Below are 15,422 nucleotides of genomic sequence, written 5' to 3'. Positions count from 1 at the left end.
TAATTTATTTTTTAACTAAGAATTTACCTGAGGTGGAGAGTCTGTTAAGGGATATTCTCAGTCTTGGTCGTTTTAGATGTAGAGCTTTTATAAATAATGTGCCTGGTGCACCGATAGTATTCCTTCACGGATATATGTTTACTAGTGATGTATGGAATGATATAAACGTGCTGAAGGTTCTTGAGGAAAACAATATCCCGTTCCTGGCTCTAGATATGCCTTATGGCTTGAAGAGTAAGTGTAACCCGAAGTCAAGGGATCCAGATGAGAATGTCATGGTGGTTAGAGAAGCTATTCACGGGATATTTGGCGGTGGTATACATCCTGTTCTTGTTGGCGCTAGTCTTGGAGGATACATAGCTCTAAAGTATAGTGTGGAGAATCCTGTTCTTGGATTAATGCTTATAGCACCAGTCCATGGGCTTGATCCTAATCTGGTGAAGAACTACAAGAACCTCAAGGTGCCTGTCTACATAATCTATGGTACAAAAGATAAGATCGTAGAGTTGGAGGAGATGAAGAAACTGGCATCACATTTTGAGAGATCCAAACTCATAATATATGAGGATGCGGAGCACCCTGCATACCTAACATACCCAGAGAGATTCAAGCAAGACCTTCTCGAACTATACAGGGAAATACATAGCAGAATACCTTAAGCGTAATACGCCGTTACCGGTGTTTCTCTTTCTAGCACTTAGTTTTCTTTTACTCCATATTTTTCTAAAAGTTCATCGCTTATTTTCTTACAGCGAGCTATTTCGCCGTATATGTATGCGCTTCTTCTTGGTTTTCTCTCGAATGTAGTGAAGTCTACTTCTACTATACCGAATTTCTGTGTATAGCCTTCAGCCCACTCAAAGTTGTCTAGAAGACTCCAGTAGAAGTACCCTTTGACATCTACTCCCTCATTTAGTGCTTTATGTAGGTACTGGAGGTGTCTTATTATCGCCCGTATTCTAAACTCATCGTCTTCTGTAGCTACTCCATTCTCGGTCACATAAATTGTCTTATTGTACCGTTCATGAGTCTTCTTGAGTACCTCATACAATCCCTTAGGGTATACGCAATAGCCCATTGTAGTCCATTCTCCAGTGTCAAGAGGTCTTGTATCCATGAACATCTTGAAGGGGTTCCAAGAGTGTTTTACAATGTATCCAGTGTAGTAGTTGACTCCTATGAAATCTATTTTTACTTGGGGTACTTTGGCTACTCCACGTAATAGTCTCAGCACACCAGTCTCCATGGCATCTAGGAAAGCCCAATTGTAGATGTGCTCGGCTCTCTTGTAGGCAGCCATATCGCGTTTCTTCTCAGAATATGGTTTAAATGCAACAAGATTCTTTACAATACCAGCTTTCCTACCATGTTCTCTAATGATCTTCACGGCTTCTGCATGAGCTCTATAGATGTTTACTTCTACTACCCCTGCTTTACCCATAGATTTTATACCCGGGGGCCATTTACCCCACACATAACCCATGAGCACATAGACTATGGGTTCATTGAATGTCACCCATAAATCAACGTCTTTAAGCTCATTGACAACAAGCTCTACGTAGTCAAGAAAATATCTGATGTTATCTTTCTTAAGCCACCCACCTTCTTCAATAAACCACCTAGGGTTTGTAAAATGGTGGAGAGTAACCATTGGCTCGATATTCTTTTCTCTAAGCAGTCTAACAATCTCCTTGTACCTCTCCAGAGCATCCGGGTTCTCTTCGTTTTTACGTGGAAAGATACGGCTCCACTCAATAGAGAACCTATAGGCGTTAAACCCTAGTTTAGCCATAAGCTCTATGTCTTCACGGTATAGCTCCCAGTGATTACATGCCTTACCAGACTTATGCCTTACTTTCCCTTTTTGCTCCCAATCCCACCAGTCATTATAGATGTTATCTCCCTCGATCTGATGAGAAGAGGTTGCTGTACCAAACAGGAAGTACTCGGGAAACATGAGAGGCAAGACTACTCCCTCTGTTCTATTTGAATTATAACGTATTGCTCAACAAGAAATATATTGTACTAAGCTACAATAAAAACTAAGCATATACTCTGGAACAAGATGATTATGAGATGACATGTTTTGTATACTCTCGTATAGTGTGGTGTTTTATTCATGAAGATATTATTTGTACCCATAGCTTCACCTATACACGACAAGAGAGCAGTTGATCTGGTTGTCAGAAGGTATAGAGATAAAATAGAACCCTATGTAGACGAGGTATTCGATCTCGTAACTAGACCACAGGATGTACCAAGAGGTTTTGATGCATACGTCGTTCTTGTTGTTACTGGTGGCAGCGAACACATAGCACTGGAGATAGCCAACGAGGACAAACCCGTGTTACTCATAGCCCATGACAGAATGAATAGTCTACCAGCAACACTTGAAGCCTACTCAAAGCTTCGGGAAGAAAACAAGCTCGTATGGATCGCCTCTCTAGAAGACCCTGTCTACGATGTCAAGTCTTTCGTTAAGGCTGTTAAAGCTTGGATGAAACTACGTGGTGCACGAATAGGTGTTATTGGCGGTGTATCGCATTGGCTTGTCTATAGTAGGGTTGAAAGAGATTCTCTGAAAAAACTTGGCATAGAGCTTGTCGAGATACCTTTGGATAAACTCATTGAATTAATTAACAGTATAAGCGATGAAGAAACATCACAGTATGTAGATAAGATTATTAACAATGCTATCGATGTTCGTGTTCCACGGGAAAGTGTTGTAAAGGCGGTTAAGGTATATATTGCTCTCAAGAAACTCGTTGAAGAATATAATTTAGCTGGATTCACTATAAAATGCTTTGATCTCATACTTAGACATAATGTATCAGCATGCCTAGCACTAGCCATGCTTAATAGTGAAGGAATTATTGCTGGTTGCGAAGGCGATGTCCCAGCCGCTATAACGATGCTTATATCACAGCTACTAACAGGATACACAGGTTTCCTAGCTAACGTAGCCTGGATCCTCGATGACGAAATACAGCTAGCCCACTGTACAATAGCGTTTAACCTCGTGGAAAACTATTCTCTCGATACACACTTTGAGACAAACAAAAGCGTTGGCGTCGAAGGATATGTGAAGACTAAAAGAGTGAGTTTAATCAAGATTTCTCCAAAACTTGACAGACTAAGAGTTATAGTAGGAGACTTGATTACAGGCGAGCCGATTAGTAGAATGCTCTGTAGAACACAAGTTGTCGTGAAAACCAGTAACTCCCGTAAAATACTTGATGATCCAATGGGTAACCACTATATTGTTGTACCCGAAGACATCAAAAATGAAGCCAAGTTCTTTGCACACTTAGCAAGACTTAAACTAGATACCAATTGACTTTAACAACAGATCTTTGAGTTTTTCATTTATATTTATTCAAAACATTTTTACGTATAGTCTTCTACATATAATACATACACGAATATACAATAATGACAGTTACACTATAAGGACACTAATAACGAGTTGGAGATGAACCGTAAACATGGAGATAACATGGCTTATACTGGGATGTATGGCCGCATTCCTTGTAGCATGGATTAACGGGGCTAACAATGCTGCTAACGCCATAGGAACAGCCGTTGGATCCCGAGCACTAGACCTAAGGAAAGCACTCTACTTAGCCGCTACTTTTGACTTCATCGGCGCCATGTTGTTTGGAAAATTCGTGTCAGTAACGCTACTCAAGGGTATTGTTGATACAAGTGTATTTAATGACCCATCAATAGTAGTCTATGGAATGATCTCTGCTCTGCTGGCAACAGGAATATGGGTTATAGTAGCCACATGGTTTAAGATACCAATGAGTATAAGCCAGGCAATAGTAGGAGGCGTAATGGGTTTTGGCCTAGCTACCCTCGGAGTAGGTGGTATTAACTGGAGTAAAATCACCGCAATTATAACTGCATGGCTAATCCTACCATTCATGTCCGCCGGAATAGCCATGGGGCTCCACAAATACTTATCCAAGAAATTCGAGAGTCTTGAGAGAAAACAATTACTTCTAGCATCCGACATACTAATGTTTACACTTGTATTCTCTACAACATTCCTGCTATGCGTTAAGACTCTAAGAGCAAGCGATCTATTATGGGCTATAGGGATAACATTACTTGCATCAATGATCATAACAGTACTCTACCATATTATTGTTTCAAAGATAACTCCTAGAGAACCCGTGCAAGCAAGGAAAACAGTATTCAAGGTACTATTAGTGGTATCAGCAGCAGCAATGGCATTTAGCCATGGTGCCCATGATGTAGCTAACTCTGCAGGTCCCCTTGCAGGAGTCTTATATGCTGTTTACAAGGGAGGTGTTCCATCAGGAACTATAACCATACCAATTGAAGCACTTGCATTATCGGCAGCAGGAATAGCGATAGGGATACTAATGTGGGGACAACGTGTTGTAGAAACTATTGGAGAAAAAATAACGACATTAAGTACGGAAACAGCCTTCACAGCCCAATTCGCTGGATCTATAGCGACACTCATAGTCACTAGACTAGGTTTACCAGTATCGTCAACAATAGCTATAGTAGGTGGTGTTGCTGGGGTAGGATTCGCCCGCGGAATAGAAAGCGTGAATATAAGAACCCTTGCCAAGATAATGTCATGGAGTTTTATAGCATTCCCAGCAGTAGCAGGCATAGCATGGGGTATTTTCTATCTCATAAACATCATGATATAATTCTTTCGCGAAATATGTTTAACCAGGTGTTTAACTAGTTTCTCCTGCAAAAACTAATAGCGTCTACATAACTGTATAAATGACAATTAACCAGTTCAGCAAGGTGTTATGCCATGGTGTTATTGAGTACGCTAAACAGGATCATGAAAACCCTTAATGAAGACAAGATTATTGTCAAAGACTTGTGCTATGGAATCAGATACACTTATGCACTAGTGGAAGGAGTTTACGGGCGCTCCCTAGGGATTGTTTACACTAATATCAGCGAAGTTGCCAATTACAGAGTATTTCCTTCAAAAATACCTGAATATCATGAGATCAAAGAATTTCTCTCATCACTACATATTACCGAGAGAATAGCTGGTATTTCTGTATTGAATGCTTTAAGCCAGTACTACTTATTCAAGAAAAACATGTATAAACAATACAGGATTTTCTTTAACAAGGATATCATAGACATAGTCGATGTCAAACCTGGTTCAATAGCTCTGCTCATCGGCTTCATAAAACCTATCGCACGTAGGCTTGAAGAGAAGCATGTTGAATACCGTGTTGTTGAGAGAAACCCTGTTTTGTATGGTGAAAGAGTATACCATGATAGTATGGTTAAGGAATTGGCTAGAGACAGTGACTATATTTTCATATCGGGAGCCTCATTATCTACAAATACTCTTGAATACATCCTATCGATCATGCCGAGTAGACCAGTAAAAATATTGGTAGGCCCATCGGCACAATTAATCCCCGATATATTATTTGAGAAAGGAATAGACTACGTGGCATCCATAAGAATAGATAATGAAAACGAGGTTATGAAACTAATCAAACTAGGTCATGGAACTCACTCCATAATGAGATGTTCAACTAAATACGTTATAGCAAATCCACGCAACCATAGATAGTTTTTGTCTAAATTATTTAGACAATATTTAAAATAATATACACTTTGTATCGACTGTTATCTCTAAGACTATATAGGTGATCACCGCTGGAAATATAAGCCACACAATAATAGATCCTTATTGATACGAGAAAAAGGGATCCCGATGGGGTGTGAGATATGCCCGCAAGAAAGGCAACAATAAAGATTTCAAGCAGAGGATACGTTGTTGTACCCAAGAGACTTGTTGTAGCAATTGGAGGTAACCCTGGCGAGAAACTAGTTGCTCGTGTAGAAGAAGGCAAAATTGTCATTGAGAAAGTAAGCGAGTAACCATAATAAGATACTGCCCATAGTAATGTATGAAAATCCAATCTTTTTTAAATAACACACAGTTTTTCCGTTAAGCTATTTTTCTCGGCCAATAATGCTCTTCGCCCTTGCCACAATATCGTCAATAATTCTTCTTAATAACTCACTAGTACTTGAATGATAGACTATTTCACGGCACCAAAGGATCTTTGTATAAAAGCGTTCTTGTTCACTCTTTTCAAAATAAGGAATTTTCGTTAAGTAGACAAGCGCCTCTATTATAGCTGGCCCAGCTCTATTATACGTTGAAGGAGGTTTCTCCTCGTAATATACATCAAGAGGCGATATACTAATCTCCGTATACAACCCCTTATCCTTCTTCTCACTAACTCTTCCCTCAACATAAGCATCGCAGCCATCTACACTTGGTACGGCTACTCTTCTAGAAGCTATTACTCTAAGCGAGTTCTTGGCTAAGACGGCCTTGTAGAACATTAGTGGATCACTTGTTACACATATACTGCATTCACAACAATGCGATGTCATTATTTCATGTAATTTGGTGTTCTTGAAAATTCTTGCAACAAGCTTGTCTCCACGGAGTTTCACACCCAAGGGCGATATATAGTATTCTCTTTCATCGCCAAGAACAACAATTGTTTCGCTAAAAGTCTCGCAGTTAAAGCCGAGCCTATACAACAAATCAAATATATTCTTATACGCCATGTTTTCCACCACGATACTGTTTGGGAGAACCAACAGATCGCCAAAGAGTATTACCACTATCAGAGTATATAATTTGTGTTCTACATAATTAACTCGTGATGAGGATACTCTATGGATGATTTGTGATGAAGCCTTTGATTAGCTTATCTGAGTGGATGAAATGGTATAGAACGATTATCGATACCATGGGGTTTGATCCTGAGAAAGACAAGTATGCAACAGTAATACTAGCTTCAATACTTAAAGACAACCCCCCATCTCTAAACTATGTTGAAGCCCTTGTTAAAAACAAGAATGTAGTCATATTCGGTGCAGGACCCTCGTTACCTCAGCATATAGAAGAGCTTCTGGAAAAACGTGTTTTAACGATTAAACACGTTGTACTAGTAGCTGCTGACGGAGCTTCCAGAGCTCTTCTAGAACACGGTATCACACCCCATATTATCGTTAGTGACCTTGATGGTGGTGATGATGTTCTTATTGATGCTGCTTCCAAAGGAGCTTACGTTTTCGCCCACGGACATGGAGACAATATTGATAAAATAGAGTCTATTGTACCTGAGATGAAAAGGATTACAAGAAGAGTCATTGGGACAACACAAGTAGAACCAATATACCCGGTACTGAACTTCGGCGGGTTCACTGATGGCGACCGCGCTGTCTTCATCACAGCATCAATGTCCCCTAGGATGATAGTGCTGGCTGGAATGGATCTCGGCAATATTGTCGGGAAATATTCTAAACCTTGGCTTAGAGACAATGTCCCGGCAAATACTATGAAAAAGAAGAAACTAGAAATAGCATACAACCTATTGTCATATGCTTCATCAAGATATCCTAGGATCTATAGTTTATCCCGAAATACTCCAGTAGGTATAAAGCACGTTGGCTCCAGTGAGTTAGTCAAGCTTATTAGAACAAGTCAATAAACAATCCTGTAGATGGGATACCTCTTAGCTAGATAAACGACCAACAATGGTGGCGTTCTTGCACCATAACAATAATCATAATAAGAAGATTGTAGTGGGGGTGCAAGGCTTTACTTTTGATGCAGGTCATTACACTAAGGGTATTAGCAAAAAATGTATGAACCTTCATGGACACACGTTTAGACTTGATGTCGAGGTTGAAGGAGAAATAGATCCAGAGACAGGAATGGTTATTGATTTCGGGGTCATAAAGAATGTTGTTAAAGAAATAATTAAAGAATACGATCACAAGATCATAGTACCAAAAAGAGATCTTGAAAAGATAGTAATAGAAGGCCCCTTTAACAAGGATATTAAACCAATAGACTACCCGGAGGCTACAACAGAGTACATAGCACTAGATATAGCTAGGAAAATCTATGAGAAACTAGGTATGTCAGTAAGAGTTCGTTTATTTGAGGGAGAAAGAAACTATGTTGTAGTAGAATGGAGTGGTGAACATTGAAGATCGATAAGAAAGAGATCCCGGATATACAGGATAGCGTTAGCCCCATACCATTACCTCTTAGTAGAGTTGGTGTTTCAAATATTGAAAGGAGAATAGTTATTGGAGACAACCATTATGATGTAGTGTTGTCAGTATATATTCATCTCCCTGAAAGTAAACGTGGTGCACATCTATCTAGACTCATAAGGGTTATTGATGAAACAGTTGAAGACTCATATAAAGGTAAGTATGGTTGTTTCAAAGACTTTATCAACGATCTTGGCCAAAAACTACTTGAAACACATTCCTACACGCAATATGTTGACGTTGTTTTAGAGACAAAACATTACACTACCGAGAACCTGAATCCATTAAGGCTAGTACTGGAGGCTAGAATAAACAGAAATAATGGTGTAAAGTATAAGACTACTATTATTGTAAAGGGATTAACTGCATGTCCATGTGCACAAGCGGTGTTTGGTACAATAGAGAATATTCCACTCGAGAACGCTCCTACACATATGCAGAGAACACTACTAAAAGTCTCGATTGAATCAGCCAACATGTATTTAGACATCAATAAACTTGTATCATTACTAAATAATAGCTTTAGTGTAGAGCTAAAGAGTTATCTCGATAGAATAACTGAGTACAAAATGATAAAGAAAGCACTAAGCAATCCCTCGTTTGCCGAAGATGTTGCTAGGAAGGTGTTGAAAAATCTCTATGAATATCTCTCACAAGTAGGCAGAGATGACGATATTATTGGCGTCTATGTTGAAAGTTATGATAGTATTCATCCACATAATGTTGTTGTCGAAACAAAATATACATTAAAAGAGCTGAGACGTTTTCTTGAAAACAAAGAGTAAACGAATTAAATTACAAACTACTTCACGTTTATGAACTCTATCTTTGCACCGTGGTTCCGTGGTTTTACAACTGCCACATCTGCTTTTATGCCGGTGTCTTTAACATATTTCGTTAAACTGTTTGCGATGGTAAGTGCTTTCTCCTGCCCATAAACAAGACCATAGGCTACCGGCCCCCAACTGCTTTGCCCATAACCTAGTACCCCTAATTTCTTCATCTCTTCTATAATCTGTTCTGTTTCACTACAACAGAATATTCCTCCCTGATGTTTAGAGAAATATTTGCCTACAAGCACCTGTATTCTAGATAATGCTTTACCAAAGAGAACAGGGTCATTATTCATTATACCTGGAAGAATTCCCAGAAGAAAGTTCCTATAGATTTCTTCTTGAAGGTCATGTGGGGGTTTCTCTGGAGCCGAAAGAAGAGGTTCTTCTTCCCTATCCTCAAGCCCTCTTTTCTCCCAAGGTATTGCTATAATGAAGTACCAGTTATCTGGAACACTTACTTGTATAACAGGTTTAGGGAGATCATTTACTGTTTTTGGCTTCTCTATTCTGCCGTTTACAACTTTCCTTCCACTATCCATTACGAAACCTCCTTTCTCAAAACAAGCAATACCAATACCTGATACAAAGCCTCTGCCAAGCTTTACAGCAAGCTCTCTAACCGTGTAATCAAGTCCAAAAACTCTCGATAAAGCAACAGCTGTGCCCAAGACTAGCTGTGTAGTAGAACCAAGACCAACATGCCTAGGGATGCTCTCCTTGACAACAACACGAACACCATCGACATTAAGAGTTTTTGCAACATTTTCAACAACACCTCTTACAGCAGAGGGCGCCTCAACTATTACACCTTGACTATCTACTGGATAGGCTTCAACAACAACTCTAGGTTTATCTATAGCTACACCAAACCCTCCGTAAGCAATATCGTCTCCAAGAATATTGTAGAAACCAAGGTGTAAACGAGCAGACGAGGCAACGCGGACACCCAATACCATAGCATCACCCGTATCAGCATGATAGCCAGGTGAATACAGGTAAGCAGTACTATATACTACATCAATTAAATTGGACTGAAAGTTATAAATTGTATCTCATAGCTAAATTAATAGCCAATGAGGAAAATACTTAATCATGATCTAATGAATTTAATAAAGACCCTGCTTTAAAAATGATATAACGGGGTTCCCGGTTTGGTTCACTTGGAGAGAACAGGATTCGGTTTCATTGTTATTGATGGCAAGAAGTATGATGAAGATATTGTCATATGTATGAACAATGTAGAGCTGAGACCCAAGGAATTATCGAGAAAATACAGGGGTCTATTCGGGCATACGCCTCTTTCACGTGAAGAAATAGAGTATCTTGTTGATAGCTGTGGAAAACCTGAAGCAATAATTATTGGTACTGGTCAATATGGTGATCTCCCGATAATGAATGATGCCATGGAATACATTAGTAATCTTGGTGTAGAATTATATGTGGACAGAACACCAAAAATTCTCGATATAGTTAATGAGATGCTAGATGAAAACAAGAAGATTATTGCAATAATACATTTGACGTGCTGACCCCTGTTTTCATATGATTCAGATAATTTGAACAGAGTAATTTAGAAGACACAACAATACTCGTTTCATTTTTATTTTTTCTTGACCACTTGTTGAATAGTAGGTGATTAATCTTGGCTAGAGCACTTGGCATCGATCCTGGTACTAAGAGTTTTGATCTCGTATTAGTCGATGGAGAACTTGTTGTTTGGGAGAAAAGTATCGAGACAAGTGAGATCGCACGTAATCCTATGGTTCTTGTTGAGGCTATTAATGAAGCTGGAGAATATGATTTAGTGGCTGGACCTTCTGGTTATGGTACACCTATTGTTTGTAACGAGGATATTGTTGACCCGAGGGTTTTTGCTCTAGAGATCCTGTTGCTTACACCTAGTAGTGATGTCGAAGAGGGTGTTAGACGTGGAGACCCAGGTATGATGGTCTACAAGGCTCTCGCTGACGTGGTTGAGGCTTTATGGAGGTCAAGAGGGAAAGTATGCTATATACCGTCAGTGATACTTTTACCTACAATACCTAGGCATAGGAAGATCAATAAGCTTGATATGGGTACTGCTGACAAAATGGCGATAGCAGTCCTAGGAGTCTATGATCAAGCCAAGAGACTTGGGATCAGTTATGATGATGTTAGTTTCATACTTGTTGAAATGGGTTTTGGATACAATGCCGTCATAGGTGTTGAGAACGGTAGGATAGTGGATGGTCTAGGGGGTACATTGACTCCAACAGGATTCCTCACCATAGGCCCTATTGATGCTGAGCTTGCTGTAGCCGGGAGAACATGGAGTAGGACAGATGTCTTCCATGGAGGCGTGGCAGATATATGTGGTACTTACAGTATTGAGGAATTCCTTAAGAAAAAGGATAAAGAAAGTATTTGTAGTGATGCATATGAGTCCATGATGGAGTCTCTCGTAAAGAACGTCAAGGCAGTTAATCATGTAGTGAAGAAACCACGTGAAATACTTGTATCAGGCAGGCTTACACGATACAAGGAGATCTACAGGGATCTCACCAATAGGCTTAGCGAAATAGCTCCCGTATCGAAAATCCAGGGCTTGCCCGGGGCAAAAATATCAAAAGAAGCTGCCCAGGGATACGCGATAATAGGTGAGGGTATAGCAGGCGGAGTATTCAATAGCCTTATCAAACACATGAAGATTCTTGAAGCTAAAGGAACAGTCCTCGATTACGTTTATCACCCACAACTAAAAAGTGCTCAGAAAAGAATATACGAAGCTTACAAGAAGTCCATAAAAGAGGATGCTCTGAAGAAGCTTGGTGTAAACTTTAGAGTCTGAGTAAAGCCTATATTTAGAGATGGATCAAATATCTAATGGTTTCTTTTTTGTGAACAATGGTTTTTCCTGGTAGTAGTTCTTGTGTATTGTAAGTGCTTCTTCGGCTTTTCCAAGCTCTATACCAAGGTAGAACGCGTGACTCAATGTTGATACTAGTTCTTGCTCGAGAATATAGTCTCTGATTGCTCTAGCTGTTTTTCCTCTGATTAGTATTTTTCCTTTCCTACCAGTATAGAGTGCTTCTATAGTCTCCGCCTCATGGTTCACTCTTATCTTGAAGAACCCCATTGGATCTAGTTTGTACTCTTTCTTCTCCTCAACTACATCAACAACCTTTGCATTAGCCGTATCTATAGCCATATCTATTCTCCTCTTGTCCTTAAGTATGAGCAGGTCTATACCAAGGTCTTTTGGAGGGGATTTCCTCATATATGCTAGTGAAGCCATTTGCGAAGCTATTTTAGTCTCTAATGTTGATCCTTGTGCCTTAACACTCTTTTCTACAACAAGCATAATGCTAACCCCTGCTTCCAGCCCAAGCATTACAAGGAGAGCATTTACGCCAACAGTATCGGCGTCCATGAGTTCACTGACATTACCAATACCCATCATCAATGGTATACTGGGATGTCTCTTCTTAAACTCCATGTACGCTACAAGCGATCCCAGTGTTTTCCCGACGATAGGTGGGTCTAGAATCAAGTCTCCTATAGTGTTAACAGCACCGTGCTCATGTGCTTTCTTTATGACGTATTCTAAAAGCTTTATTCTCTCCATGGGTTCTCCTGGTATATAGTTTCGAGACGAATCATAGGGTATAGCGACATAAGGTGTCTCGCCAAGGTAATCAGCTACTTTATCTACATTGCCAGCTTCTATGCTGAGCACCATATCTACTCCAGCTTTAAGAGCGCTCTTGATCTCTGATGGTATAATGGAGTCTATTGCGATTGGTGTACTGATTTCTTTCTTCAAGAATCTCACTACTTCATAAACTCTGTCGGACCTCGGATTACCTGCTTCAAAACCGATACTGACAATATCAGCTCCACTACTGACGAGTTTCTGTATCTTCTTGAGAATTTCTTCTTTACTCAATAAATGGCAATCACTAACCTCTGCCATGACTCTTATTGGAGGCGGGCTTCTAGGCACCATAATGGATCCTACTTTAATGCGGCTTCCAGGATTCTTAGCCAGTTTCTCTTCAAGTTCTCTAAGAATATTCTTGTTTCTCTCAACAACTAGATCTTTTATAATGTCATCAGCGGGCTTATCTGGGGAAAGCTTACCGGGATCCTCCATAGAGAGAATTAATGGTAGGTCAGCTGCATACAGTGTACCCTTGACGGCTTTTATTCCAGTAATTTCCTCGATTACTTTTGCCGAACCCCTACAAAGCCCGGGGATTATGATTAAGTCGTAGTCCTCTTTCTTAATACCCTGTTTGGCCAGTTGTTTGGCAATAAAATCTGTTGAGACGAGAGCTATCACTGATACTGGTAAGGCGAGTACGTCAACATCGTGTTTAGTACCAGTACTCGCAACAATCCTGCGGACGATTTCTTCAGCTTGCTTCCCAGTGATAAGCAAGATCCTCAGGATACTCCACCTCCTGTTAAACAAACTTATTTTAGCAACTATAATAATAAAAGCATGTCCAAGAGACATTTTACTGGAGGATTACTGCATGACCAATATAGCATGGGCTGTTACTGGCGGTGGATCATATATTAGAGAGCTTGCTGAGGGTTTTCTTAGACTAAAGAAAAAGTATTCATTAAAAATAACAATTTTCGCAAGCAAATGGGGTTATGAAGTCGCCAGGATCTATGGCGTACTTCATTTACTCAAGGAGATATCGCCTGGAGGATATTATGAAGAACTTCTTGTCGGCGACAAGGGCTTCTATTATATTGGTAGATTTAATATGAAACGTTATAAACTATTAGTGCTTGCACCAGCAACAGCTAATACGGTAGCAAAAATAGTCTATGGGATAGCAGATACATTGCCTACGGCTGTTTTCGCTCAAGCAACAAAGAGCGATGTACCAGTAATAATTTTGCCGACAGATCTTCCGGGCCCTGATGGATATGCTGTAAGTTATACACCATGCTATGTAGACCAAAGTACATGTATGTATCGTATTGAAGAAAACTGTCCTCCAGTAAGTCATTGTCCTGTTAATGCCCTAGAGATAGTTGATGGTGCTGTGAGAATAGATTTGAGTAAGTGTATAGGCTGCATGGAGTGTACGAGATACTGTAAATACAATGCGATAAAGTGTTGGGAGGAGATAAAAGTGAGACCTCGGAAACTTGATGTAGAGAACATAATGAAGCTAAAGAGTATTAGCGGAGTGAAAGTAGTTTCAAGCCCGAATTCGTTGTTTAGTGAAATAGAAAAAATATTAAATGAAATAACTTGATATAGCCTTCAATAGACTACTAGTTATTGCTGAGTCTTCTTTTGTAGTACTATGTTTATACTGCTTAGCCCCGGTCTGTATGGACGTAGCGTCATTATGTCTCGGTATGCTGAATGGAAACTCCATCCAGCTTCTTTCGCCATCTCTATTATCTCATGGAAGGCATATACTCTTAGTTCAAAGCTTATTTCATCTATGTACTTCAGGTCTTTTCCTTCTTTCTTGTAGAATGTCCATGTATTCTTTATGGTCGCTGTGGTCGGGTCGAGTTCTGGTTTTTCAACCATAACTGTTTCTTCATCTAGCTCGCTCATGTAGGATGCTGCTCCACAGAATCCGTTTCTGAAAGATACCAGTTCTAGTCCTGCATGGTTTAGTATGAGGAGGTATCCCTCGGGCTTGGTAACCTTCCATATATTCCTAAGGATCATTACGTCGGTCTTCTTGTCAAGATAATAGCCTAGTATGGTTGTCCAATACATTATTGTTGCATCAAATAACTTGTCTCCAAGTACTTTATCGAGTTCTCTGGCATCTCCTGTAAGGAACTCTACTTTATCTTCGACACCATGTTCCTTAGCTTTCTTTCTAGCGTCCTCTATGAATACAGGCGATATGTCGACACCTACTACTCTATATCCTAATTTTGCTAGGTTGATTGCTATACGCCCATTACCACAGCCTAGATCAAGTATTGTAGACCCCTTGTCTACTCCAATGTTCTCGAGAAGTCTCGCTACTTGCCCGGCTTCTATCTCGGCTGTTTCCCATTTAGAATCCAGTACTTTGAGAAATAGTCTCCCCTTCTTGATGAAGAATTCTTTTACCCACTCAATTCCATTCGAATAACCAATAATGCTCACCGAACATTAAAAGTAACATATTCTTATATATAAGTCTTATCGGATTCAGTCTTTTCGATAATTTTCACTAAAAGTATTGTCATCTAGTCGATTAATTGTTTGAATGTTCTTATGTAGTGTAGTGTTTCAATCCAGTATGGGATAACAAGTGATGAAAACAGTATAACTGGGTCAAAACACGAATTAACTGGCATTATAGCCGTAGTTAAACCAAGTAGTACTACCATAATGATCATGAGTTTCCTAGCCATGACTGTAACGCTCATGTTTCTCACAAGGACAATCTATGCTATAGCAGGCACATAGTACCCGGCTACAATGACGTATTTGTCACAACAACCATGACAGGAAGT

At 39.8% G+C, this 15,422-nt stretch carries 17 protein-coding genes; 11 read left to right on the top strand and 6 right to left on the bottom strand.

What is annotated here, in order from left to right; translation table 11 throughout:
* Positions 1–41 precede the first annotated feature (41 nt).
* On the top strand, positions 42–659 hold the full coding sequence (locus tag J4526_06585) for an alpha/beta hydrolase (protein WFO76363.1): 618 nt from the start codon (positions 42–44) through the stop codon (positions 657–659).
* A 38-nt stretch (positions 660–697) separates the two neighbouring features.
* Here the strand turns inward: J4526_06585 and J4526_06580 are convergent, their stop codons facing one another.
* Entirely contained in the window at positions 698–1,957 is a 1,260-nt protein-coding gene (locus J4526_06580) for a family 1 glycosylhydrolase (GenBank protein ID WFO76362.1), read from the bottom strand.
* Between the two features lie 162 nt (positions 1,958–2,119).
* Here J4526_06580 and J4526_06575 point away from each other — a divergent pair, with 162 nt between their 5' ends.
* The 4 genes from J4526_06575 (at position 2,120) to J4526_06560 (ending at position 5,904) form a co-directional block, all read left to right on the top strand.
* Entirely contained in the window at positions 2,120–3,337 is a 1,218-nt protein-coding gene (locus J4526_06575) for a hypothetical protein (protein ID WFO74740.1), read from the top strand.
* A 148-nt stretch (positions 3,338–3,485) separates the two neighbouring features.
* Positions 3,486–4,691, top strand: a complete 1,206-nt coding sequence (locus J4526_06570; GenBank protein ID WFO74739.1) for an inorganic phosphate transporter — start codon at positions 3,486–3,488, stop codon at positions 4,689–4,691.
* 113 nt (positions 4,692–4,804) lie between these two features.
* A complete protein-coding gene (locus tag J4526_06565; GenBank protein WFO74738.1) occupies positions 4,805–5,593 on the top strand; it encodes a hypothetical protein in 789 nt (262 codons plus the stop codon).
* Positions 5,594–5,751: 158 nt separating this feature from the next.
* Positions 5,752–5,904 carry an AbrB/MazE/SpoVT family DNA-binding domain-containing protein gene (locus J4526_06560; protein ID WFO74737.1) on the top strand — a complete coding sequence of 51 codons (153 nt, stop codon included), beginning with the start codon at positions 5,752–5,754 and terminating at the stop codon, positions 5,902–5,904.
* A gap of 75 nt (positions 5,905–5,979) precedes the next feature.
* Here J4526_06560 and J4526_06555 read toward each other — a convergent pair whose 3' ends face one another.
* Positions 5,980–6,609, bottom strand: a complete 630-nt coding sequence (locus tag J4526_06555; protein WFO74736.1) for a DUF447 family protein — start codon at positions 6,607–6,609, stop codon at positions 5,980–5,982.
* A 125-nt stretch (positions 6,610–6,734) separates the two neighbouring features.
* Here J4526_06555 and J4526_06550 point away from each other — a divergent pair, with 125 nt between their 5' ends.
* The 3 genes from J4526_06550 to J4526_06540 are packed head-to-tail and all read left to right on the top strand — an operon-like array spanning position 6,735 to position 8,897.
* Positions 6,735–7,538: a DUF115 domain-containing protein gene (locus tag J4526_06550; GenBank protein WFO74735.1), complete on the top strand. Its 804-nt coding sequence runs from the start codon at positions 6,735–6,737 to the stop codon at positions 7,536–7,538.
* 46 nt (positions 7,539–7,584) lie between these two features.
* The gene (locus J4526_06545; GenBank protein WFO74734.1) at positions 7,585–8,043 is read left to right on the top strand and encodes a 6-carboxytetrahydropterin synthase; all 459 of its coding nucleotides are present in this window, start codon (positions 7,585–7,587) and stop codon (positions 8,041–8,043) included.
* Entirely contained in the window at positions 8,040–8,897 is an 858-nt protein-coding gene (locus J4526_06540) for a GTP cyclohydrolase I FolE2 (GenBank protein WFO74733.1), read from the top strand. Before J4526_06545 ends, J4526_06540 begins: the two co-directional genes overlap by 4 nt.
* Before the next feature lie 17 nt (positions 8,898–8,914).
* On the opposite strand, the gene J4526_06535 is transcribed toward J4526_06540, so the two are convergent.
* Positions 8,915–9,904: a hypothetical protein gene (locus J4526_06535; GenBank protein ID WFO74732.1), complete on the bottom strand. Its 990-nt coding sequence runs from the start codon at positions 9,902–9,904 to the stop codon at positions 8,915–8,917.
* 195 nt (positions 9,905–10,099) lie between these two features.
* Between J4526_06535 and J4526_06530 the strand changes: the two genes are divergently transcribed.
* Positions 10,100–10,477, top strand: coding sequence for a hypothetical protein (locus J4526_06530; protein ID WFO74731.1), 378 nt, complete (start codon positions 10,100–10,102; stop codon positions 10,475–10,477).
* A gap of 113 nt (positions 10,478–10,590) precedes the next feature.
* A complete protein-coding gene (locus J4526_06525; protein ID WFO74730.1) occupies positions 10,591–11,775 on the top strand; it encodes a DUF1464 family protein in 1,185 nt (394 codons plus the stop codon).
* 24 nt (positions 11,776–11,799) lie between these two features.
* On the opposite strand, the gene J4526_06520 is transcribed toward J4526_06525, so the two are convergent.
* Entirely contained in the window at positions 11,800–13,401 is a 1,602-nt protein-coding gene (locus J4526_06520; protein WFO74729.1) for a dihydropteroate synthase-like protein, read from the bottom strand.
* A 64-nt stretch (positions 13,402–13,465) separates the two neighbouring features.
* Here J4526_06520 and J4526_06515 point away from each other — a divergent pair, with 64 nt between their 5' ends.
* Positions 13,466–14,206, top strand: coding sequence for a 4Fe-4S binding protein (locus tag J4526_06515; protein WFO74728.1), 741 nt, complete (start codon positions 13,466–13,468; stop codon positions 14,204–14,206).
* Positions 14,207–14,229: 23 nt separating this feature from the next.
* Here J4526_06515 and J4526_06510 read toward each other — a convergent pair whose 3' ends face one another.
* A complete protein-coding gene (locus J4526_06510) occupies positions 14,230–15,069 on the bottom strand; it encodes a methyltransferase domain-containing protein (GenBank protein WFO74727.1) in 840 nt (279 codons plus the stop codon).
* Positions 15,070–15,152: 83 nt separating this feature from the next.
* Complete coding sequence (locus tag J4526_06505) at positions 15,153–15,335, bottom strand: hypothetical protein (protein ID WFO74726.1); 183 nt, start codon at positions 15,333–15,335, stop codon at positions 15,153–15,155.
* Between the last annotated feature and the right edge of the window lie 87 nt (positions 15,336–15,422).

The sequence above is a fragment of the Desulfurococcaceae archaeon MEX13E-LK6-19 genome (assembly GCA_029637525.1).
Lineage (GTDB): Archaea > Thermoproteota > Thermoprotei_A > Sulfolobales > Desulfurococcaceae > MEX13ELK6-19.
Note: the sequence above shows the minus strand (reverse complement) of the source record. Positions and strands in the feature narration are given on the sequence as shown.